Origin of the sequence: Kitasatospora sp. MBT63 (assembly GCF_000710465.2) — a bacterium.
GTDB lineage: Bacteria > Actinomycetota > Actinomycetes > Streptomycetales > Streptomycetaceae > Kitasatospora.
This window is the reverse complement of sequence record NZ_JAIZ01000678.1, coordinates 7,980-31,075: the sequence shown is the minus strand read 5'-3', so window position 1 is coordinate 31,075 and position 23,096 is coordinate 7,980. Positions and strand designations below refer to the sequence as shown.

Annotated in this window: 8 protein-coding genes; all 8 read left to right on the top strand. The window is 72.0% G+C overall.

All coding sequences use genetic code 11. The features are described from left to right. The coding region (locus tag AA75_RS35735; protein WP_206743463.1) for a type VII secretion protein EccB at positions 1-574 on the top strand (574 nt) is incomplete at its 5' end. 85 nt (positions 575-659) lie between these two features. Further along, the gene (locus AA75_RS35730; RefSeq protein ID WP_033824552.1) at positions 660-986 is read left to right on the top strand and encodes a hypothetical protein; all 327 of its coding nucleotides are present in this window, start codon (positions 660-662) and stop codon (positions 984-986) included. Positions 987-1,017: 31 nt separating this feature from the next. After that, positions 1,018-1,317 (top strand): WXG100 family type VII secretion target, encoded by a 300-nt coding sequence (locus AA75_RS35725; RefSeq protein ID WP_033824551.1) that lies wholly within the window; start codon positions 1,018-1,020, stop codon positions 1,315-1,317. Positions 1,318-1,336: 19 nt separating this feature from the next. Continuing rightward, the gene (locus tag AA75_RS35720; RefSeq protein WP_033824550.1) at positions 1,337-1,711 is read left to right on the top strand and encodes a hypothetical protein; all 375 of its coding nucleotides are present in this window, start codon (positions 1,337-1,339) and stop codon (positions 1,709-1,711) included. A gap of 78 nt (positions 1,712-1,789) precedes the next feature. Then, positions 1,790-3,955: a hypothetical protein gene (locus tag AA75_RS35715; protein WP_033824549.1), complete on the top strand. Its 2,166-nt coding sequence runs from the start codon at positions 1,790-1,792 to the stop codon at positions 3,953-3,955. A gap of 152 nt (positions 3,956-4,107) precedes the next feature. After that, positions 4,108-4,557, top strand: a complete 450-nt coding sequence (locus AA75_RS35710; protein ID WP_051814028.1) for a YbaB/EbfC family nucleoid-associated protein — start codon at positions 4,108-4,110, stop codon at positions 4,555-4,557. Further along, positions 4,550-4,849, top strand: coding sequence for a hypothetical protein (locus AA75_RS35705; RefSeq protein ID WP_033824548.1), 300 nt, complete (start codon positions 4,550-4,552; stop codon positions 4,847-4,849). The genes AA75_RS35710 and AA75_RS35705 overlap by 8 nt, the downstream gene beginning before the upstream one ends. A 76-nt stretch (positions 4,850-4,925) precedes the next feature. Next, positions 4,926-23,087 (top strand): hypothetical protein, encoded by an 18,162-nt coding sequence (locus tag AA75_RS35700; protein WP_033824547.1) that lies wholly within the window; start codon positions 4,926-4,928, stop codon positions 23,085-23,087. Positions 23,088-23,096: the final 9 nt, after the last annotated feature.

The following is a 23,096-nucleotide window of genomic DNA, read 5'->3' as shown; positions in this document are numbered from 1 at the left end:
GCCCAAGAGGGCCCCCGGGGGCGCCCCCCCGCCGATCGCCGCGCCGATCGGCGCGATGGACCTCGCCGGGCACACCGCGCCCGGCGCCCCGCCGGGCGCCGGCCTCCCGGAACGGCCACCCGCCCTGGTGATGCCGCAGCGGGGGGAAGGCGTCTGTGCCGATCTGCACGCCGGGAACGGATCGCCCACGACCACCGTCACCGTGCTCCCCGCCGACCAGGCCGAAGCGGGCCGCGCCCCGGCCGCTCCGGCCGGCACGCCGGCGGGCGCCTGCGCGACCGCGGACCTGATCGCCGTCCGGCCCGGCCGCGGAGCCCTGGTCCGGGCGCTGTCCGGTGCCGGCGTCGGCACCGCGGAGTACCTGGTCACCGAGACCGGGGTGCGCTATCCGCTGCCGTCGTCGGCCGCGGCGAAGCAGCTCGGCTACGGCGGCCTCACCCCGGTCGGGGTGCCCTCGACGGTGCTCGGGCTGCTGCCGTCCGGACCCGGCCTCGACCCGGCCGCCCTCGGTGACGGCACGGGCGCCTCGCCGCCCGCCGCGGCCGCGCCGCGGGCCGTTCTTCCGTGCGGCTGAACCACCCTGTGCCGCAGGGCCGTTGTGTTGAACAGGAATCCCCGCCGGGCGGTCCGTCCGGCGAGCGCAGGGAAGGGAGAACACCATGGTTGACCAGGGCACCTTGGCCAAGGAGGACGAGGCGATCCGCAAGGTCCTCGCCGACCTGGAGCACCAGATCGAGAACATGGTGACCGCCGGCCGTACCGTCGAGCGGATCAAGGAGGAGCTGGGCGCGGGTTACATCTCCGGCGCCTCCAGCGTGTTCCAGAGCAGGGTGGAGGACTGGATGGCCCGCTACCAGAAGGTCACCGGTGCCTTCGAGCACTTCATGCAGTCCACCCAGGGCGCGAACCAGATCCTGAACCAGGCCGAGGAGGACGCCCGGGCCCACGCCGCCGACGGCATCTTCCTGGGCCTGCAGGGCGACTGAGACCACCACCTAGGAAGGAGAACCGTTTCCCATGGAATTCGGCAGCATCAAGCTCCACCACGAGACCGTCTCGCAGGCGGCGACCGAACTGAAGCAGGCGGGCCAGATGATGGACGAAAGCCTGCACGAGCTCATCAGGAAGCTGGGGGACGTGATCGACGGCGGCCACTTCCAGGGTGCCGCGGCCACTGCTTTCCACGACTTCTCCGCGCAGGTCACCGCCAACGCGGGCGCGATGGACAAGGACATCACCGCCGCGGCGAACACGCTCACCAACATGCACCAGATCATGATCGAGTCGGACGACCAGGCCCGGAAGCAGTTCCACTGACGGATCGGGGTGTCCATCCATGGTCGAGCAGAACATCGAGGTCTCGTTCGACGGCCTCAACAAGTTCGCGGACACGCTGTACACGTTCGAAGTGGACGTGAAGAGCGAGAAGAGCAAGGTCATCGAATGCCCGGCCCTCCTGCCGGGGAACGACACCTTCATCCCGGTCGCGAACCTGCGGGAACAGATCAAGCAGTACCGCGCCAGCCTGGGCGACGCACTGGAGACCATCAGGGGGAGCGTCGACAAGATCGTCGTCGACCTCCAGAACGCGAAGGCGAAGCTCTGGGACGGGGAGGGCGACTCCCTGACCGAAGCCCAGATGCTCGATGTCCTGCAGGACGTGCTGGGCGGCGGCACGGGCTCCACTTCCGCTCCGCCGAAACTCAGCTGACCACCACCGGGGCCGGGCCCGCCGGAGCCTGCGCCCGGCCCCGGCGGGCAGCCCGTCCTCCACAGCCGGGAAGAGAAGATGGCAGATCCCAAGACGTCCTCCGTGTCCTACCCCTGGGAGGACATGGTGAAGGCGTTCGCGCCCACCTCGCTGACCGACAGCGCCACCCGCGACGACGTGGTCGGCGAGCCGTGGCTCGGCAGTCTGAACGTCCAGACGGACTGGGTGGGCAACAACAACAGTCGCAAGACCAAAGGGTTCGACCTGAAGGACAACGCCGGTCTCGACATGTGGGCCGAATGGACCTACAGCGACGGCAAGAGCACATTGATCGGCGCGACGTACCACTGGGAGCTCTGGGACAAGGACAAGAGCATCCTCAGCAGATTCGAATGGGCCGGGGAGCACGTCTTCAAACCGCTGCTGACCGAGGGACGGAACGACACGACCGATCCGACGTCCTTCGAGTCGGCGGCCGCCCTCATCGAGGGCGTCGACACGTGGTGCACCGCGCGGATCGACGAGATCGTCGCCTGGGCGAAGCACGTGGACGGCGCGGACAGCGACTTCCAGGGCAGCGCGGCGAACCGTTTCAGGGAAGTGCTGATCGGGCTGCGCACCGAGTTCGACCAGCTGCACCGGCGGCTGGGCGGGTCCGGAGCCGACGGTGACGGCAAGGCCGCCAAGGAGACCAAGAACGACAACGCGGAGAAACTGCGCGCGGCCGAGAGCGCGCTGCGCAAGGCGGCGCAGGACCTCTTCACCGCCTGGCAGAGCTGGCAGGGCGAATCGACGTACGGAGAATTCGGCGACGGCTGGACGTACAAGGCCGACAATTACGGGATGGCCTGGCCGCACGCGTGCCTCCACATGGCCTTCATCTGGACGACGCTGGCGCTGTCGCCGACCAAGGGCACCGGCGACGTCGTCACCTGGTCGGGCTCGACGGACTCCGTGGGCTATCTGGGGGGTGCGAGCGGTTGGCCGGAGAGCGGTACGGACAAGCCGTTCGCCCAGAACCTGGAGAAGATGGCGAAGCACTGGTGGCTGCTCAACGTGGTCACCACGCTGGACTCGGCGGCCATGACCGCCCAGACCGAGCTGACGACCGCCTACGACACCGCGGCCGCCCGGCTCGGGAAGTTCGATCCGCCCAGGATGATCTTGCCCACCGACAAGCCGAACACCCCGGACACCAAGGGCGGGCCGGACACCAAGGGCGGCCCGGACACGAAGGGCGGCCCGGACCTCAAGGACGGCCCGAACAGCAAGAAGGACATCGGCGGCGGGACCCCGCCCCCGCTCACCGGAAACCACAGCGGTATCGGTGGCAACTCCGGCAAGGGCGGCATCGGTACCGGCGGGGGACAGTCGCCGCTGCTGGACAAAAACGGCAAGCCGCTCCTCGACAAGCACGGCAAGCCGCTGCTCGTGCCGCCCGGCACCACGGTCAACGGCAAGGGCGAGCTCATCGGGCCCGACGGCAAACCGCTGCTCGGCCCGGACGGCAAGCCCCGGACCGTCCCGCCGGGCACCACCGTCGGGAAGCCGGACCCGACCGGTGCCGGGAGCGTCTTCAAGGTCCCGGCCGGTTCCAAGGTCAACGCGGACGGGACCGTCACCGGCCCCGACGGGAAACCGGTGCTGGACGCCAACGGCAATCCCGTGGTGCTCGACAAGGGTTCGACCGTCGACAAGGACGGCACCGTCCGGGACGCCGGCGGCCGGACGGTCTCGCCGTTCTCCCAGCTGCTGTCGGACCAGGAGCACGCGCTCGGCCTCCGCGGCGGCGGTGGGTCCACCGGCGGGTCCGGTACGGGCGGTCTCACCGTCCCGCCGCTGACGTGGGGCGGCTCCGACAGCCTGGGCATCGGTTCCACCGGCTCCCTCGGAGGCCTCGGCGGCTCCGGTGGCAAGGGGCTCGGCTCCCTCACCGCCGGGCCGCCCACGGTCGGCTCGGGCGGTCGGCTCGCGGAGCTGAACGGCGGTTCGGCCACCGGGGCCCTGGCCCAGGAGGAAGCGGCCGCGCAACAGGCCGCCGAGGAGTCCCAGTTGCTGGGCCGCGGGATCTCGACCACCGGCGGCATGGGCGGCCCGATGATGCCCCCGATGGGCATGGGCGGACTCGGCGGCGCCGGGGCGGGCCAGACGGAGAAGGAGCGGCAGCGCACCACCTGGCTGACCGAGGACGAAGAGGTCTGGGGCACCGACTCCGGTGCGGTGACGGGCGTCATCGGCCGCTGAGCGGAGCACCGCCGGCTTCCCCGGGCCGGCATCGAACCCGCGGGTCCCGTCCAGCCGTAGAGAGAACCGTACAGCCCAATGGACCGGTGGTCCCGGGCCCGGCGCCGCCGGGCCCGGGGCGTGCCCGCGGGAAGAGACGGAGGTGCGGGCCGATGGAGTTGTCCTTCGCCGAGCAGATCGAGCAGACGATGGCCGCGCTGGAGAAGCAGCAGGCCAAGATGGCCGCGGTGGCCAAGGAACTGGAGGCGGCGACCGCCTCGGCGACCTCCAAGGACCGGTTGGTCACCGCGGTGGTGGGCGCCCAGGGACAGGTGGTGTCGCTGACCTTCCACACCACCGGCTACCGCTCGATGGCGCCGGCCGAACTCGCCAAGGCTGTCACCGACGTGCTCAACACGGCGCGCGCCGACCTCGGCGACCGGGTGGCCGCGACGATGGGCGAGTTCCAGGGCCTGGGCGAGACGCTGGCGGCCTCGATGACCGGCGGCACGGAGCTGGAGTCGCTGTTCGCCCCGCTGCGGCAGATGCGGCCCGGCTTCGCGGACGAGGAGGCGGCCGCGGAGCGGCGCAAGCGCGACCGGCAGGAGGAGTTCCGTGGGTGAGCAGCTGACCTCGCTGGAAGACCTGAAGGCCAAGTTCGGCAAGTACCCGGAGCTGGCCGACCTGTTCAAGGAGATCGAGGCCAAGATCCGGGAGATCAACGAGTACAACAAGAACTCGGCGGGCCACGACGAGCTCGGCAAGACCTACCACGAGAACGTCGACGAGCCCACCGCCACCATCACCGAGCTGCTCAAGAAGGTGTGGCATGCCGTCGAGAACGCCGGCCAGGGCGGGACGAACACCGCCGACATCCTGAACAACGGCGACGACCAGGCCGCGCACCTGCCCTGACGAGTCGTCAGCCAAGTCCACCCTCCGTCCGTCCCCGGGCGCCGCTGCGCCCGTTCCCCGCCAGGAGTCCGTTCCCGTGTCGATCATGCTGCCGCCGGGCCTGGCCAAGTTCTTCAGCATCGCCACTGGCATGAAGTGGCCGGAGGCGAACGAGGACGACCTGCGCGCGGCGGGCGACGACTACCTGGCGATCCACGAGAAGGTCCCCGAGCTGCGGGGCTACTTGGTCGACCTGGTCAACTGCTGCAGGGACAGCTTCGAGGGGAAGGCGGCCGACGCCTTCCTGCTCCAGATGCGCCGCCTCATCGGCGACACCGGCAGCACCGACTATGTGTCGTCCTCGGGTGAAGTCGCCAAGCAGCTCGGCGACTTCGCCCACAAGGTGGCCAACAAGGTCGAGTACGCCAAGTGGATGATCATCGCTCAGCTCATCCAGCTCGTGGCGCAGATCGCCTGGGCCATCGCCATGATCCCGATCACCTTCGGCGGCTCGATCGCGGAGATCTTCGTCGCCTATAAGGTCACCGGCGAACTGATCAAGCAGGTCTTCCTCTGGCTGCTGAAGCAGCTCCTGCTGCACGAGTTCCTCTCCATCACCACCGCCATGCTGATGGACGGCATCATCCAGGGCATCCAGATCGGCAAGGGTCACAAGGACCGCTGGGAGAGCGAGTCCTTCGTCCAGTCCATCGAGATGGGCGCGATCAACGGCCTGCTGACCGGTCCGCTGGAGCTGCTCACCTTCGGCATCGGCAAGCTGTTCGGGCGGATGTTCGGGAGCGGCCTGACCAAGGGCCTGCTGGCCGACATCAAGACCCTGGCGGGGTCCGAGTTGAAGGGCGAGCTGAAGACCCTCACCACGGCCGAGTTGGACGGGGTCCTCAAGGGCCTGCGGAACGCCCCGACGAGCAGCTTCCAGACCGTCCTGAACATGGTCCGCAACGACCTCGCGGAGCAGGCCGCGAAGACCGCCGCCAAGGACACCCTGGGGCTCACCTGGCGCAAGGAGCTCGGCGAGCTCGCGCACACCGCCGGGGAGGGCGTCGCGCAGGCCGAGAAGAAGCTGGACACGGCCGCCCTGGGGGCGGTGGAGAACCTCGGGCACGGCTTCACCAAGGTGGAGCGGCTGTCCCACCAGATGGGCGAGCTGTTCGAGCAGGGCCTGATCAAGCAGGGCGTCGACGCCCAACTCGCCAACGCGGCAGGGAGGTTGGTCGCGGCCCGGGCCGCGGCCGCCGGCGGCCGCTACGCCGTGGACCTCGGAGCCTTCAACAAGCTGGCGCGGACCCTGGTCGAGACCGCGGGTCAGGCCGAGGGCAAGGCCCTGGAGAGCCTCACCAAGCGCATCGCAAGTCTGCAGAACGAACTCAAGGGCCTCGCCGGCAACGTGGCGGCGAGCGAGGCGAAGAACCTGGAGCTGCAGGGGCTCAAGGACACCGTCAAGGCCACCCAGGACCTCGCCCGGACCGCGGTGGGCCTGATGGACGGACTCCACCCGCAGACCGCCGGGCAGTTCCTGTACCGGTTCGGCGAGGGCGTCGGCGGCTGGATCAGGGGAGGCGTCCAGAACGTCCTCACCGAAGGGTCCTACAACCTCGCCTTCGGCGAGGACCACAAGTTCACCGTCAGCATCGAGAGCTTCTACGGCGGCGTCTCGATGGGGGCGCTGGGACACCTGGGGCACATCGCGGGCGGCCCCCTGCGGCTCAAGCTCCAGCAACTGGACCTGGCCATGCCCAACTACGCCCGCTTCCCGCTCGCCGTGGTCTCCACCCTGATGGGCCACCCGACCGCGCTGTGGCGCTCCGGCCCGGAGGGGACGGAGGCCGGCGGCGTGCCCTCGGTGAAGCCCCTCGACGGCGCCCCCACCCGGCCGGAGAACATCAAGCTGTCCTCCGACGGCCGGACGAGCGGCGGGAGCGGCGGGGAGGAGCGGAAGACGGCCGAGGCCCCCGAGCCCCCGAAGCCTGTCGCGACGGTCGGCGGAGAAGGAGCGGTGCCGAAACCGGCGGAGGAGGAGAGCACCGGGCACGCGACGGCCACCGCCCACGCCGAGACCCCCTCGCCGGACGTGCCCCCGCCCTCCCGCGTCGTGACGGCCAGTGCCGTGCAGCACCCGTCGCCGCCCGACTACGGCCCGGCGTCGGAGCACGGCCACCCGCTGAGCACCGGGGACAGGTCGGCGTGGGTGGTCGGCAAGGAGCTCCCGGACTCCGTCCAGAAGGCTCTGGAGCTCCGGCCCAAGGACGACGCGCGCTACGCCCTGGTGATGCACACCAACGCGGACGGCGTCCCGACCGACGGGAGCGGCAGCGAGCTGTCGCCGCGGGACGTCGCCGACGTCATCGTCGCGCTCGGCGAGCACGGGCAGCTCGGCGGCCGGAAGATCATCGACTTCATCGCCTGTGACCTGAACGGCGGCGATCACGTCCACTTCGGCGCGGAGGTGATGGAACTCGTCTGGAAGCAGCCGGAGTTCGCCGGCCTGAAGGCGAGGGCGGCCGACGGCCCGGTCTGGGTGGCGCCCGGTTTCACCGGGGAGAAGACAATGGCGGAGGGCTCCGGCACCGGTCACCTGATCGTCGCCGAGAAGGTCGGCTTCGACCAGGACGGGCGTCCGGTGATCGAGGGCGGCGGCAACTGGCACGAGTACACCAAGCACGAGGACACCGGGGGCGAGAACGCCTCGGAGATCATGGCGATCGTGAGCACGACCGCCTCGAAGCTCCCGGAGTACTACACCTCCGGAGAGTTCCACGAGTCGATGCCGGGCGCCGAGCGCTTCGGCGAGGTTCCGCCGAAGTTCCTGCAGCAGAACCGCTTCATCAAGAACGCCGACGGCACCATGAAGAACTTCGGTGCGCCCGGCGGACCCGAGGAGTTCCGGCGGGAGGAGGTCCCGTACCGCAGGGTCAGCGTCGAGGGCGAACTGCTGGGCGCCAAGCGGATCGAGGACTGGCTGGCCGACCACGGGAAGCCGTTGACCTCCGGCACCAAGGACCTGGTGCAGGAATTCCTGGAGCGCGCCCCGCGGACCGACTACCGGAACGACGCGCACGAGCAGTTCTGGTCCGACGCCCGGCGGTTCGCCGCGTACCGGCAGCGCACGGAGTACGTGGAGGTGATGGAGGCGGTCGAGCGTGCCGGCGACTGGATGGTGAAGGAGTACCCCCCGTCCGAGTACTTCTACCTCGGTCTGGGACGCAGCCCGGCCGGTGTGGTCGCCCTCCTGCACGAGCAGGGGCGCGACGCGCTGTCGATGCCGCTGTCGAGCTTCCGTCCGGGCCCGCGCGACGAGACGGCAGTCGTGGCGAAGGGGCTGGTCAACGACCAGGGGAAGCCGAACCCCCTGCCGAACGACCGTCAGCTCGACCACCTTGACATGGCGTTCGAGCGGACGCTCGGCGGGCTGACCCCGGAGCGGCTGAACGGCCGCAGGGTTCTGATGATCGACTACGTGCAGGGCGCCCAGTCGCTGGTGGCGGCGCAGCACTACGTGGAGCGGTATCTCAAGGGGCGCCCGGGTCTGGAGCACGCGGTGGTGGAGGCCCTGGCGCTGCACCAGGACATCAACCGCGGCTCGGTCGACCGGATCATCGGCTCCATCACCAACCCGGAGCGGAGTTGGCGGGAGTGGGTCCTGGGCACCCCGCAGGAGGTCCTGAACGACCGCCAGGCGTGGAGGGATCGGTTCCACACCCTGGACCTCGGGAAGGGCGGCCCGCTGGGCGAGGCCGGGGACTTCCTGGGCAAGCTGCTGAAGAACGAGGCGTTCGACGGCTTCGCCCAGTACCGGTCGCTCAAGATCCTCGAGGCCGACACGCTGTGGACCGGCAGCGCCGTCCGCACGGTGGAACTGCCGGCGGACAAGCTGACGCAGCCGGTGGGGAAGGTCCGGGAGACCCTCGCGGGCGTCTTCGCCGACCACTACCACAGCACCGGCGACCGGGAGGGCGGGCAGCGGCTCCGCGACGAACTGGAGACCTCCCTCAAGGACTTCCTGCTGCCGGGCAGCAAGGACGGGGCGAAGGACCTGGCGGGGCAGCTCGCGGACGCCTACCGCAAGCGCGCCCGCCAGGAGACCGAGGCCCGGGCCGCCGGCCGCGCCGAAGCGATGATCCACCAGGCCACCGCGGTGCGGACCAGGGCGGAGGTCCGGGAGGGGGTCGTGCCCTCGTACGACGTCCTCCGGGAGGAACTGGGCAACTACCTCAAGCTGGTGCGGCGCGGCGAGTCCCTGGAGGAGTTCGACAGCACCGTGCCGGGTCGCTGGATGGGCGACCTGAAGCTGGACGCCGCCCGGCGGTGGGACCTGCGCGAGACGCTCTCGCGCTTCCCCGTGCGGGAGGGCGTCTTCACCGTGGCCGTCCACGGCGGGGCGGACGGACAGCCGACCCGCGACGGAGCGCCGATCACCCCCGAGGAGATGGCCGGTACGCTGCGCCGGCTCGCCGAGGACGGGACCTGGAACGGCACCGACACCCTGCACTTCGTCGTCTGCGACCTGGCCGGCACGGCGGGGAAGGGCTACGTCACCGAGGTGATGCGGCTGCTGGGCGAGCACAATCTGGGCACCAAGGCGCTGGCCGCGGACGGGAAGGTGTACTTCGTCCCCAAGGTCGAGGGCGACGCGGTCGTCCCGGCCGCCGCCGGGCACCTGGTGGTGGCCTCCCACGTCGGCTACGACGCGGCCGGGCATCCGGTGCTGGTCCGGGGCGGCGAGTGGCTGGAGTTCCGGCGCCCGACGGCCGAGGATCCGCACCCGGAGCCCGTCCCGCTCGACACCTCGGACCCGCTCCGGCAGGTGCCCGAGGGCTACGACACGGTGCCGACGGAGCGCGAGCTCGACCCGGACCGGCATCTCACGGGCGCGCTGGCCTTCACCGACGGGCCCGCGCACCCGCCGCAGGACGGCACGCGGCCGGACCACACCGCCGCCGGACCCTCCTACCGCTACGCCGACGCCCCCGAGCACGTCCGCGCCGAAGCGGACGGCACCCGGGCGGAGCAGTGGCGGCAGACCCAGCGGGACCTCCAGGACGCCTACGACACCAAGCTCTCCGAAGCCGCCGAACAGCACCGCAAGGACCCCGACAACAGCGCCCACCCGCTCGACGAAGCAGCCCGCGGCCGGCTGGCCGAGCAGCTCGCCGAGGGATCTGTGCACCTCCCCGAGCACGCGCCGGCGGACCTGCCGGCGGCGGTGCACCGCCGGGCCCAGGACATGCTGCACGGGGAACTCGCGGCCCGGCCGCAGGACCGCGAGCGGATCCTCGCCGACCTGGACCGACTGGTGCGCGTCGCAGCGGTGCGCGAGAGCTACGTCCGGATGGCCCGCGAGCGCTTCGAGCGGGCCCTGGAGGCCACGGGGGCCTCCAAGCTCCTCGGCGACGGCACCGGTCCCACCCGTGCGCCCGCCCCGCTCCCGGAGGCCGCGCTGCGGGCCGTCCGCACGGCGACGGAGAGCGGGTTCCTGGCCCGCGCCGAGGCCGAGGCCGCCCGGCTGCACGCCCGGCCCGAGGACGCCGGCGAGCACACCGCCGAGGAGGCCGGGGCGCAGGCGCGGGACTCCCTGGAGCGGCTCACCGTCCGGTTGCGCGAGGAACTCGCCCTGCACGCCGACCGTGAGCGCGCCCTCGCCGAGGCCGACCGCCTGGTCGACCGGGCGGTCCGGGACGACGGCTGGCGCGACCGGCTCTCGGCGGCGGACCGGGACCTGCTCGCCGCGGTCGGGGTGACGGGGCAGCCGAAGCCCTCGGACGCCAGTGCGGCGGCGATCAAGAAGCGGCTGCTCGAGCGGGTCGCCGAGGACTTCGCCGGGATCACCGGCCCGCTCGACGCCACTGGGCGGCGGCGCGGGCGCACCGAGGCGGTGGAGCTGTTCGAGCTGGCCCTGGGCGGGCACATCGCCGGTCTGCCCCACGAGTTCGCCGTCCAGCTGGCGCGCGAGAGCGCGATCCGGCAGGCCTTCGCGGAGGCGGAGCAGGCGGTCGAGTCCTGGCAGTCGGCCCCCGGGCACCAAGCGCTCGCCGAACATTTCGGGGTCACCGCCGGGGACCTCCACCGGGCGAAGGAGGAGGCGGCCCGGGACCTCGCTGAGGCGCTGGACCAGCAGGTCCTCGAACACTCCGACCGCCCGGCCGTCCTGCGCCGCGCGATCGAAGGGCTCACCGAGGCCGGGAACATCCGCGACCTGCTGCTGCACCGCGCCGCACGGTCGGCGGCCCACCGCATCGCCGAGACCGCCGCGCGGACGGCGGCCCAGGAGCACGGCGTCCCGTCCGAGCACGCCCGCGACCGGCTGGCGGAAGGCCACACCCAGCGGACCGAGCGGGCCTTCGACGAACTGTTCCGCACCGCCGAGGACCTGACCGGACGACAGGAGGAGTGGGCCCGGCGCCGGAGCGACCTGGACCGGGAACTGGTCGAGCACGCCGCCTTCGAGCGGCAGGCCGCGCCCGCCCTCCGCCAGGCCGCGCGGGCCTTCGACGACCTGGCCCGGCCGCACGTCCTCGGCGAGGACCGGGCCGCCGCGCTCAGGCGCGCGTACGGCGACGAGTTCTTCACCCGCTACCGCGAACTGTGGACCCTCGACCAGTTCGACGCGGTCTCCTGGCAGGCCCACGAACGCACCCACGAGGACGCCTTCGCCCACCGGGTGCCGTCGCGGGTCGATCGGACGCCGCGTTTCGTGGTGCGATCGTCCTTCGAGGCCCGGCGTTTCGAGCACGGTGGCGAGGAGCACACGGATCTGACGGTGCGGATCGCGTTCCGCGAGGGTGGCGGGCGCGAGGCCGCGGCGGTGTGGGAGAAGCTGGTCGGGGGAGTGGAGGAGCACCTCAACGCGCCGGGTCACCGCTTGGCCAACGGTGACCGGATGCACGTCACCGTGGTGCGGGTCGAGCCCGGTGCGCAGGCCCATCTGACGGTGGACCTGGTCGGGCGGGACCGGCCGATGGACCAGGGCGCATGGTGGGCCGACGCCGAACCGCTGGACTACGTACACGAGTTGGGCCACCAGTTGGGTCTGCGCGACGAGTACCGGACGGCGGACCTCCCGCACCGGCCCGACGTCGACGGCAGCCTGGCCGGGAACCCGCACGCCCCGGCCCCGCAGGGCCTGCGGCAGGGCGGTCTGCGCGATCGCCACCTGCAGCTGATCTCCTCCGTCGTCGGGCACCTCGATCGGCACCCCGGCGACGGGGCCGGCCACCGGAGCTGGGACGAGGCCCGTGACGCCGCCGCCCCGCAGGCGCGCAGCCACGTCTGGGTCGACCCGGTCTCCGTGCCGAAGCCCCACGACGGCACGCACGAGGCGACCGAGGTCGCCCCGCTGGCACCCCCGGACGGCAAGACGCGGATCATCAAGCAGCCCGGCTACTCGTCCGGCGACCAGTTCGGTATCGCGGCGGCGCTGCTCCACGACCCGAACCTGCACGTCGTGATCGGCCGTGGCCCGGCGCGGGGAGCGGACGGCCACGACAGCAGGGACAAGTCCGAGGAGATCCTGAAGTTCTACAAATCCATCAGGATTCCGGCGGATCGCATCCACGTCGCCGACGTGCCGAGCATGCGGACGAAGGACCTCTACAACAGCCTGGACCCGCAGGCCAAGGACATTGCCCGGAAGGTCCTGAAGATCTCTCCGGCGGATCTCCCGGAGGCGATCAAGGACACGCAGTACGGGACCGAGGTCGTCGGCGGCGGTTTCGGCGGGAAACTGCGCGAGGACCTGCGGGAGGCCTGGGGGCTGCATCCCGATCACCGGGCCGTGACCGATGCCCATGACGCCGAGATCGCGAACTGGCTGACGGCGAAGGGCGTCACGCTCCCGGAGCACCGGGGAAAGGTCCTGGTGCTCTGGTCCCGCTTCACCGGGAAGAAGTCCCACTGGGACGACGTCAAGGGGCGGATGGAGCACGACACGAGCTTCGAGGGCACGCGGCAACTCCTTCGCATGGCGGGCGGGTACTACGACGCGGTCGTCATCACGGGTGACCCCCATCCCCGCCGGCCGAACAAGTGGCAGGAGCTGGTCCAGCAGATGGCCGGCGAACTCCCCGGCGTGAAGTTCCACGACATCACCGGCTTCTGGGAGCACGACGCCGCCGTCGCGCGATGGACGGAGGGCAACCGGATCGGGCAGCTCAGGCTGTACGACTACCTCCACCGGAACCACGCCCTGAGCCACCTCGGCGCCCGCTCCGGGAACCTGGAGTCCGTGGCGTTGATCGGCCACCACGTCCGCTACCTGGAAGAGCGCGGGGCCACCGGTTCGAAGCGGATGGAGCACTGGCACGCCAGGCCGAGCGGTCTCACCAGGGGCGGTGCCACACCCCCCGGGTACGAGCGGGTGCAGATCACCGAATCCCCGACGGCGTCCGGCCGTTATGCGTCCCCGTTCGACTCGCGCCGGCCGGGCCACACCGAATTCGCCCCGCCGAGCGGAATCGACCTCCGGCGCAAGCCGGTGGGGGTCTACGGAAAGGACCGCGGGCTCGACCTCGAATCGGTCAACAAGGTCCTGGAGTCGCTCGGACACCAGCCTTCCGACGGGACGTCGGAGTGGTTCCACCAGAAGCGTCTGGAATACCTCCAGCAGCGCTACGAGAAGGTCCGGCAGGAGGTCGAAGGATTCCTCGGCGACGGCCGCAACCGCAGGGAGACGAGGGATCTCCGGAACGAGGCCAAGCGGGCGATCGACCAACTGGAGGAGATCCTCTACGCCGACCGGAAGCCGGGTCAGACGTCCAAGGAGCACTACGAGAACCTGGTCAAGAAGGTGCTGCCCAAGCTGGCCCAGCTCTGGAGGGCCAAGCGTGACCTCGAAGACTCCCGGACCCTGATCGGCGAGGGGTACCGGATCGTGGCCGCAGGGCACGACGGGGACAGCTTCTACAAGGCCCTGGTCCTTTCGCAGGTCGAGGGGGTGACGGCGCACGGAAACGACGCCGCCAAGGTCAGGGATCTGCGCACGCTCCTCCACGCCTGGATCGGCGAGCACAAGGAGGCTGTCGAGGGGATCGCCGGGCCGCACGGACTCACGGTGGGGGACGTCCAGTGGACGGTCCGGACCGGAGGACAGCCGGCCGGGAACCTGGGCGACGTCATCCCGAGGATCGTCGCCTCGGCGGTTCGGGTACGGCTGAACATCTTCGACGGAAACGAGCTGCGCACCTTCGAGCCGGAGGGCGCACCGACGGCGGCCGGGGAGCCCCAGGAGGTCGTCCTCCTCGCGGGCGACAAGCGCTACTCGCTGCTCGGCCGCATCGACACGGCGGCGACCGGAAGCAAGCGGCTCCACGAGAGCGACTCCGAGGGGGAGAACCAGGAGGAGAAGCGAACCCGGCCGCAGGCGCCCACCGAGCAGGAGATCTCCAACGCCGCGCAGGGGATCCACGCCCTGCAGATCGATCCGCAGGGAGACGGGAGCAATCCCGGACGTCCCCTCCAGGGCAGGACGGGCAAGCCCTACGGGTGGGTCCTGGACGGCAGTGCGCTGCCGGGGTTCAGCCACCTCCTCGGGTCGGAGGGCGCGTTCAGGCTCGTGGTCCACACCGACGACGACGGCTGGCCGACGGTCAACGGGCAGCGGGTCACCGCGGACCGGATGGCCGATTGGGCCAACTGGCTGTACCAGAGCAAGCACTGGAACGGCACGGACCCGCTGGAGTTCGACGCCTGCCGCCTCGCTTCCCTCACCACCGAGGACGGCACCGGCTACCTGGAGGCCGTGGGAGGCGCCCTGGTCGGCATGGGCTACTCCTACGTCCGGCTCCGCAGCTTCACGGAGGACGTCTGGTTCGCCCCCACCTTCGTGCAGCACACGGGCGACGCCCCCCGGGAACTCGGCAACCGCGCCTTCGTGACCGCGGCCGAGGTCGGCTACGACGCCATGGGCCGCCCGGTGGTCAGCGGCCCCGGCAAGCGGGTGTCGGTCGATTCGTGGCCGGACGAGGCGGGTCAGCCGGTCCATCACAGGTGGGATCCGGGACAGGCGGAGCAGCCTCCGCGGGTCTATGCGGAGGTCGCGGCCGGGCAGGTCACCAGGCCGCTGCCCGAGGGGTTGAGGTTCGCCAGGCGCCGCGGGACGTCGGACGGGGAGGACGGCTACGACGGCGACACGGAGTCCCTGGCCGGGGACGGCGACCGGCGGCCGGTCGAGGACCGCGGCTACGACGGTGATGTCGACACCCAGTCCGAAGGCGAGTCGCAGTCCGACACCGGGCACGAGCGCAGGCTCCAGCTCGAGCGTGAGTACGAGCGCAAGCTCGAACTGGAACGTCAGGAACGCGAACGCGAGCTGGAGGACCGGCGCCGGCTCCTGCGCGAGCAGCGTGACCGTGAGCTCGAAGAGCGGCGCGAGCTCGAACGGCAGCGACTGGAGCAGGAGCGTCAGCGCCTTGAACGTGAAGAATCGGAGCGTCAGGAACGCGCGGAGCAGGCGCGTCAGGAGCTGGAGCGGCAGCGTCTGGAGCGTGAGGAGCGGGAGCGTCAGGAGCACGAGCTGGAGCTCCGGCGTCCGGTTGCGGTGCTGGACGGGCGGCACCGGCAGTACCTGGAGGGCATGAAGATCGTCGGTGAGCCGGGCCCGGACGCGGTGCGTGCGCGGGTGCACGAGCTGCTCGGCGCCGCGGGGAACGACCGGCAGGTGCGTCGGCAGTTGGACGCGGTGCTGGATCCGGCGAACTTCCGGGCGAAGCACGCCGAGATGGTGAACGGCGGCTGGCACACCACGGTGTGGGTGAGCGGCCGGCAGCACGAACTGGTGGTCGCGGCGGAGGCCGCCGCCTGGCAGTTGCGGACCACCGGGGAGGAGGACGCGGAGAACACCGGGGAGGGCTTCGAGGTCGTCTCCGAGGCGGCTCACGAGTCCGACCCCCGCATGGTCCAGCTCACGACCAACCGGGCGGGCCTGGACCTGGCGCCGACCGGCATCCACCCGATCAACTCGACGCTCCAGTCGGTGCACACGGTGTCCGTCGCCCTGGGCGGTGCCAGCCACGGCACGGAGTCCGCCCTCAAGGTCACGGCGTCGGCGGCGAACAAGGTCGCCCTGGTCGGCCGGACGGACACCTACGCCTCGGAGTTCAGCTACCGGGTGCGGGTGCTCGACGAGCAGGGGCGGGAGCTCACGCCGCCCCCGGAGGGCCCCCCGCCGATCACGGCCGAGGTGACCGCCGAGATCCCGCACAGCTCGGCCGTGCACGGCCCCGCGCTCCGGTGGCAGGGCTGGGACCGCCCCGCGGGCGGGCCACCCGTCGGCGCCGGCCGGCCCGTCGGCGGCCACCCGCTGGCGATCCGGGGCCTGCACGCCGTGCGGGACGCGGTCTTCGCGGCGCTGCCGCAGGAGCGGCGCCCCGACGCGACGGCGCACCGGGCCGTCGTCGACTTCCTCAGCACGAAGAACGTGGTCGACGGCTTCGAGCACGCGTCGAGCTGGGGGCTGGACTCGCCCGACCTGCGGTTGACGGACGGGCGGACCGGCCGGCTGCGGCTGACGGTCGAGCCGCTGGAGAGCACCCTCCAGGTCCTGACGGACAGCAGGAGCGTCCTGGGCGCCAAGTGGTCGGCCGAGCAGGCAGCAAACCGCTCGGAGGGCAGCAACCGGAGCGTGGGCACCAACCACGGCCTCTCCGGCCAGATCTGGAAGTCCGATGCGCCGCTCTCCAAGGAGAGCAAGTGGCTCACGGGCAGCCTCGGGTACGGCTACACGGGCGCGACCTCGCACGGTACGAAGGGCAAGAACACCCTCACGCTGGAGCACGGCCACGAGGTGCAGAGCCGGGCGGACCTGGTGTCGACCACGGTCCGCTTCCGGGTGCAGCTGATCGAGGACCACCTGTCGCCCGGCACCGACGGCCTATTCCACAGCCGTGTCACCGACATCCCGCTGCCCGAGCACACCACCGGCGAGGTCGTCCGGATCAGCCCGTTGTGGGAGCCCGCCGAGGTGCCCGCCGGGGACGCGCCGCAGCAGGACGCCCTGACCGGCCCGGGGCTGCGCAGCCGTACCGCCTACCTCGACGTCCCGGGGTCGACCGAGCTGGTCACCCACGTCGTCCGGTACCTGGACACCCACGCCCCGGGCCTGCTGCCGCCGCCGGGCGGCCGCCCCACCGCGGTGCTCACCCCGCGGGCGCACGCCAACCTGCGCAGCCTGCACGAGCAGCTCTCGCCCTCCGCGCTGCGCGCGGCCGCCCCGGACCTGCTGGAGGGCGCCTTCCGGATCGTGCTGGAGGCCCCGCGGCTGCCCGGATTCCCGGAGCACGGGTACGAGATACTGGTCCGGGCCGACCTCGGGGCCGGCCGGCCGCTGGGCACCGGCCCGGCCACCGCGAAGGAGGTCGTCACCCGGACGGTGGGGGCCGACAAGTCGGTGAGCCTCGGCGGCAAGCACGCCTGGAGCGCCGGAGGTTCGCTGCGCACCGCGCTGAACCCGCCCAACACCCAGCGCGCCTTCGTGACGGTCGGCCTCGAATACGCCCGCGGGAACTCGCACCAGCTCACCACCGGGGCCGAGACCGAGGTGAAGCAGGACTTCAGTCTGGAGGCCACGACCGACCGGATCGCCTACCCGGTGACCCTCGGCGTCGACATCGGCCCGCTGGACCCGCGGGCCCCCCGCACCCGCCTCGGGTCCGGGGAGCCCCAGGAGCCGCTGCCGGTCGGCGACCTCGTGGTCGGCGTACATCGCGTGCAGCAGGCCGACGGCCTCCCCGCCGAGCTGGAGCCGGCGAACCTGCCCGTCCTGCACCTGGTGCGCGACGTCGGCACCGCGAACTTCCGCGACCGCGTCGAGGAGGCGCTCCGATCGGCCTACACCGCCCGGAAGGACGGGACGGAGGCGCCGGAGGACCTGCGCGAGGCCGTGGACGTCCTCGCCGACCGCCGGCGGCTGACCGGGATCCTCCAGGCCTCGCGCCACGGGTGGGTCAACACCATGGACCTGCACGTCGGTTCGGGGCGGAACCGGGACACCGTGGGCCTGTCCCTGCACACCGACCTGGGCACGCTGCGGTACCGGGAGACGCTGACCGGCGAGGGCAAGCTCGCCCTGGAGCTGAAGTCCAGCACGTCCAGCGCCACGGCGGACAAGAACACCAGCACCACCAAGGGCAATCTGGCCGCCGACTTCGGGCGCTTCCCGGAGACCCCCGAGGGCCTGAACACCTCGACCTACCAGCTCAGGGGCGGCGGCAAGCCCAAGGGCTCGTTCGGGAGCGAGTACAGCGACACGGTCAAGGAGAAGACCTCGACCACCCGCAAGCTCGCCCAGAAGGGGACCTGGCACGTCTACGAGGCCACGGCGACGATCACCGTCAAGGGCCGGGTCACCGACCCGGACGGGAACGTCGGCCACGGCGCCGGGCAGCTCAGCGAGCACCACACCGTGCTCGTCCTGCTCTCCGACGCGGACGCCCGGGCGATGGCGACGCCGCTCGCCGGGCCCGTCCCGGACCCCCGGGAGGCCCATCTGCTGGAGCAGGGGGTGGGCGCCGGCACCGTCGTCGAGTTCCACGACAGCAACGCGATCCTGCGGGAGATCGACAGCCAGCTCCGGGGCCGGCAGCCGGACGGCGCGCCGCTCAGGGACCCCGACGCGGCCCTGCCCTTCGCCGAGGCGTTCTCCGCGCACAGCCTGTCGGCGAACTTCGACGACCTCGTCAACAAGGGCATCCTCGACCACTACGTGCAGGAGACCCGGACCGGCCGGATCGTCACCAGGGTCCTGGTGCGCGGCCTCGTCGAGGGCGGCTGGCAGGACGCCCAGCAGCAGTCGACGATGGAGATCACCCGCAAGACGGGGATCGCCCGGACCGTCAAGGGCAACGACGGGACGAACCGGAGCGCCGGCCTCGACCTCAACTTCCGTCCCTCGTACGGCGTGCCGAGGGCCGCCGAGCACTTCGGCAGCGCCACCTACGCCCCCACGCTGGGCGGCGAGCTCGGCGGCGGCACCGGCCACGAGTCCGGGATCACCACCAAGGTCGGGCACAAGACGTCGAAGTTCGGCGCCACCCGCCTGTTCACCGCCCGGATGCGCTTCGAGGTGACCGTCACCCGGCAGGAGCACGGCCGGTACGTCGACCTGGACGCCCCGGTGCCGGTCACCCCGGACCGGCCGGTGAAGGCCTGGGTCCCCGAGTCGATGACCACCGCCCCCGGGGCGGTGGCGCCGGTCGTGCCGCAGGAGCAGCAGCCGGCTCCCGGGCCCGAGCACGCCGGCGCGATCCCGCTGCAGCAGATCGTCGTCCAGGACCCCGCGGCCTGGGCGCGCTCACTGGCCTCGGGGCACGACCTGGTCGGCTTCGACAGGACGAACACGCTGCTGGACAGCGCCGTCACCCTGCTGAACGCCCCCCGGCCCTGGGGCGACGGCATGCTGGGCACGCTGGGCCGGAACGCGGCGAGGATCTACGAACCGGTGCACGGCCTGGTCGGCAGCATGGCGGCCGACGCCGTGTCGGCGGTCGTCCCGGAGCGGGTCGTGGCGATGGCGAGGAAGACCGTCGCCTCCTTCGTCACCGACAGCAGGCTCGCCGAGGACCACCCGCTCCGGACCGAGAGCGGGCTGCCCCTGGCCACCCAGAGCGCGCTGCGCCAGGCGCTCTCGCCGCAGACCCTGCACGCGGTGTTCCACCGGCTCAAGGACCGGGCCGCGGGGTACGAGACGGTGGCGATCGGCCAGGACGGCCGGACCCGGCTGCGGGTCGGCCTCGAGGCCGTCGGCGACGTCACCGAGATCGCGGTCCGCCCCCGGGGCGAGGACGAGCTCACCGGGACCACCGAGCTGGAGTCGGCCACCACCGGCACCGGCACGGTGACCTGGAACGCCACCCCGTTCGACGTCGCCGCGACGACGACGGCCCCGATCGCCACCGTCCCGGTCAACACCGCCCGGTACGGCGGCACCAGCACCTTCGACCGCCGGACCCCGGTGACGTACGCCCCCGGCGCGCCGCACGTGGACCTCCCGATCGGCGGGGTCCCGCACGACAAGGCGCCCACCGAACCCGGCAAGGCCACCCTGACGGGTGAGCAGGCCCTGCTGCGCCAGCCCGTCCGGTTCACCCTGCGGCGGATCGACGGCGACGGCCCGTACGGCGACCCCGTCCCGGTGGAGGGCAACCTCTACTACTGGGCCGCCCGGCCGACGGTGACCGAGGTTCAGAGCACGGTCCACGTCCAGGAGGGGCACCACGAGGGCGACGGGCAGACGCCGCCGCAGCCCCGCCGGGAGCACCAATCCGAGCAGCTCACCGTGGAACAGGAGATCGAGCTGGCCCTCAACCCCGGCGCCGCCCGGCCGGTGGTGACCGATCAGCCGGTGCACCTGGACACCGTCCGTTTCACCGAGGGGCACCGGGTGCACCTGCTGATGGACCCGCCCGCCCGCGCCTCGGACGCCCACCGCGACCTGCTGGAGGCACTGCGCGCGCTGCCGCACGACGACCCGTACCTCACCCTGGTGTTCCACGGCCACCCGGAGGACGGCGCCCCGCTCCTGAACGGCGAGCGGGTCACCCCGGAACGGTTCGCCGGAGAGCTGCTGCGGCTCGCCGAAAACGGCCGGTGGGCGGGCGAGGACGTGCGCTTCCTGTCCTGCAACAGCGCGGTCGGCGGGGCCCGGTCCTTCGCGGGCAGGACCATGATGGCCCTGCACGAGCTGATCGCGGCGCACCGGGTGGAGGCCGTTCGCACCGGACAGCCGCTCGCCGAGCACCTGGCCGCGCTCACCCGCCCGGTGGCCTTCGCCGGCGACGGCTCCGTCTTCCTGACCGGTGGCCAGGACGCCCGGGCCGTCGTGGCCCGCAACGTCGGCTTCGGCGCCGACGGCCGCCCGCTGGTCGACGGTCCCGGCAAATGGCTGCGCCTCCAGGTCGAGGGCGGGGAGGTCAGGGTGACCGAGGCCGGGCAGGAACTCCTCCGCCCGGACCAGGAACCGGTCCCTCCCGTCACCGACCACAACCCCGTCGACCCCGACCGGCCCGCCCCGGTGCGGCTGGTGGACCAGCCGGACCAGGGCGCTGTCCCGCAGAACCAGGCCCCGGCGCGGGTGGACTGGCGGTCGCTGCGCGCCAGGGCCCGGGAGCTGGTCGCGGACGAGGAGACGAGGATCCTCCTGCCGACGGGCTGGCACGAACAGCAGCTCCTGGACACGGAGGGCGGCACCCCCACGGAACGGTGGATCGACCCGCTGCTGTACGACTACGGCACCGGCCACGCGGCGCTGGAGAGGATGGAGGCGAACCTCCGGCGGGCCCTCGGGGCGATGCCGGAGTCCGGCCGGGTGGCCACGGTCGCGATCACCCGGCCCGACGGGGACTTCCGGCTGCGCGTCGAGCGGACCGGGGCGGACACGCTCAGGTGGCGCCGCGACGGCCAGGAGGCGGACTGGGATCCGGCGGGTGAAGACCTGACCGACGCCCATGTCTGGGCGGTCACCGCAGGCGACCACGTACGGGGTACCGAGCTGGCGACCGTGCTCGACCCGGGGACGACGTACGTGATCAAGGCGGAGAACTCCGGCGACATGTACCACGTGCGGGCGGGGCTGGTGGTGAAGCCGGGCCACAGCCTGCTGATCTGGAACGTCGGCCAGGACACGGCGGAGCAGGCCGAGGGGATGCTCAACCTCCACGACGACATGATCAAGGCGGGCCGCCGAGTCCTCTACACGACCGCCAAGCAGCTGCCCCAGCGCTTCGGACGCAAGGAGACCCAGGCCTCGGAAGACGTGGCGAACCACTTCACCCCCAGGTCGGAGCCCGAGCTCATCGGCTACAAGACCGGCATGCAACGGCTCATGCGCGCCTGGCCCGTCGGCGAGCCGCGGCCTGCCGACCTGCCGGGGGTGCTGGGCGACGGCCCCGCGACGCTGCTGGCGGCGGTCCGGACGATCCACGACCGGGCCGAGGCCCACACCCTGCACCGGTCCCTGGAGGAGCACTTCGAAAGCAGGCGGGAGGGGCTGCAGCGGCTCCGTGACGGGCACCTGCGGGCCTGGTTCCAGGACTGGGACAGGGCGTTCTTCGACGGCTTCGGGCACTACTCCGCGGAGGAGGGAGCGGCCTTCGAGACCGACCTGACGGCCGCGGACCGCGGCGGGCTCCGGCACGGGCAGAAGTACGTGATCGTCACCTATCGCGGCAGCGGCCACAGCGGGCGGGCCGGGGCCAACGCGCCCGCGCTCGACACCGGGGAGCACGGCGTGCGGGAGGTGATCGCGGAGGTGCGGGCCGCACTCGGGCCGGAGGTCGAGGTCGTCCTGATGGGCGAGAAGCCGGAGGACTGGACCGGACCGAGCCTGCGGGAGTACTGGAACTGGCCGTCGGCCGGCAACCGGCGCAAGGAACTCGCCCTGCTGCGGTACCTCGAGCGGGAGTTCGACGTCGTCGGCGCCGTCGGCATGCGCAGTGGGGTCATCGACCAGATGGCGTTCGCCGGCATCAAGGTGGTGTCCGTCGACGTCAGCCCGCACCGCGACGAGGGGGACGGCCTGCCGAAGGTCGCGCAGTCCAAGGGGTGGACCCGCGGGCTGAGGTTCGAGGACGCCATGGGGCGCCTGTACGGCCGGATGTTCCTCATCCACCCCAGGGCGGACGACACGCTGCTCGGCGGCGGGGAATTCCCCGGACACTTCCACCCGGAGGACCGGGACGCGATCCGGCACTCGGTCGGCTTCTACCTCGGCCACAGCGAGGACGAGCGGGGCATCGCGGACCGGTCGCACCCCCACCGGACCCCCCAGGTCGAGGCGGGCATCGGGCGGATGAGGGGGATCGACTCCATGACCGGCATGGAGCTGGGCCGGCGGGCCCTGCCGTACCTGAACGAGCTCAAGAGCTTCCGAGCACGGCTCCCCGCGGAGGCGTGGGCCCTGGTGGAGCCGAGCGTGGAGGCCGCGGAGATCGCGGCCGCCGGGTTCCGGCACGAGGCCGGCGAGCTGTGCCGGGCGCAGGTGACGGGGTTCCCGCAGGGCCTGAGCGCGTTCACCGTGACCGCGGCGTCCGACCTGCTGAGGAAGGGCGCGTTCCTCCGTCTCCAGCTGGGGACCGCCGACGAGGCGACCCTCAAGGAGGTTCGAGCGGCACTCCTGAAGGGAGCCGCGGACGCGGCCAAGCCATGGGTCCGGGCGGCGACCCCGGAGCGGCTGCTGGCCGTCCTGGAGATCTGTCTGCGGAGGTACGGCTGGACGCCCGACATGCAGCCGGAGCCGCAGGACGACGAGTGAGCCCCGGCC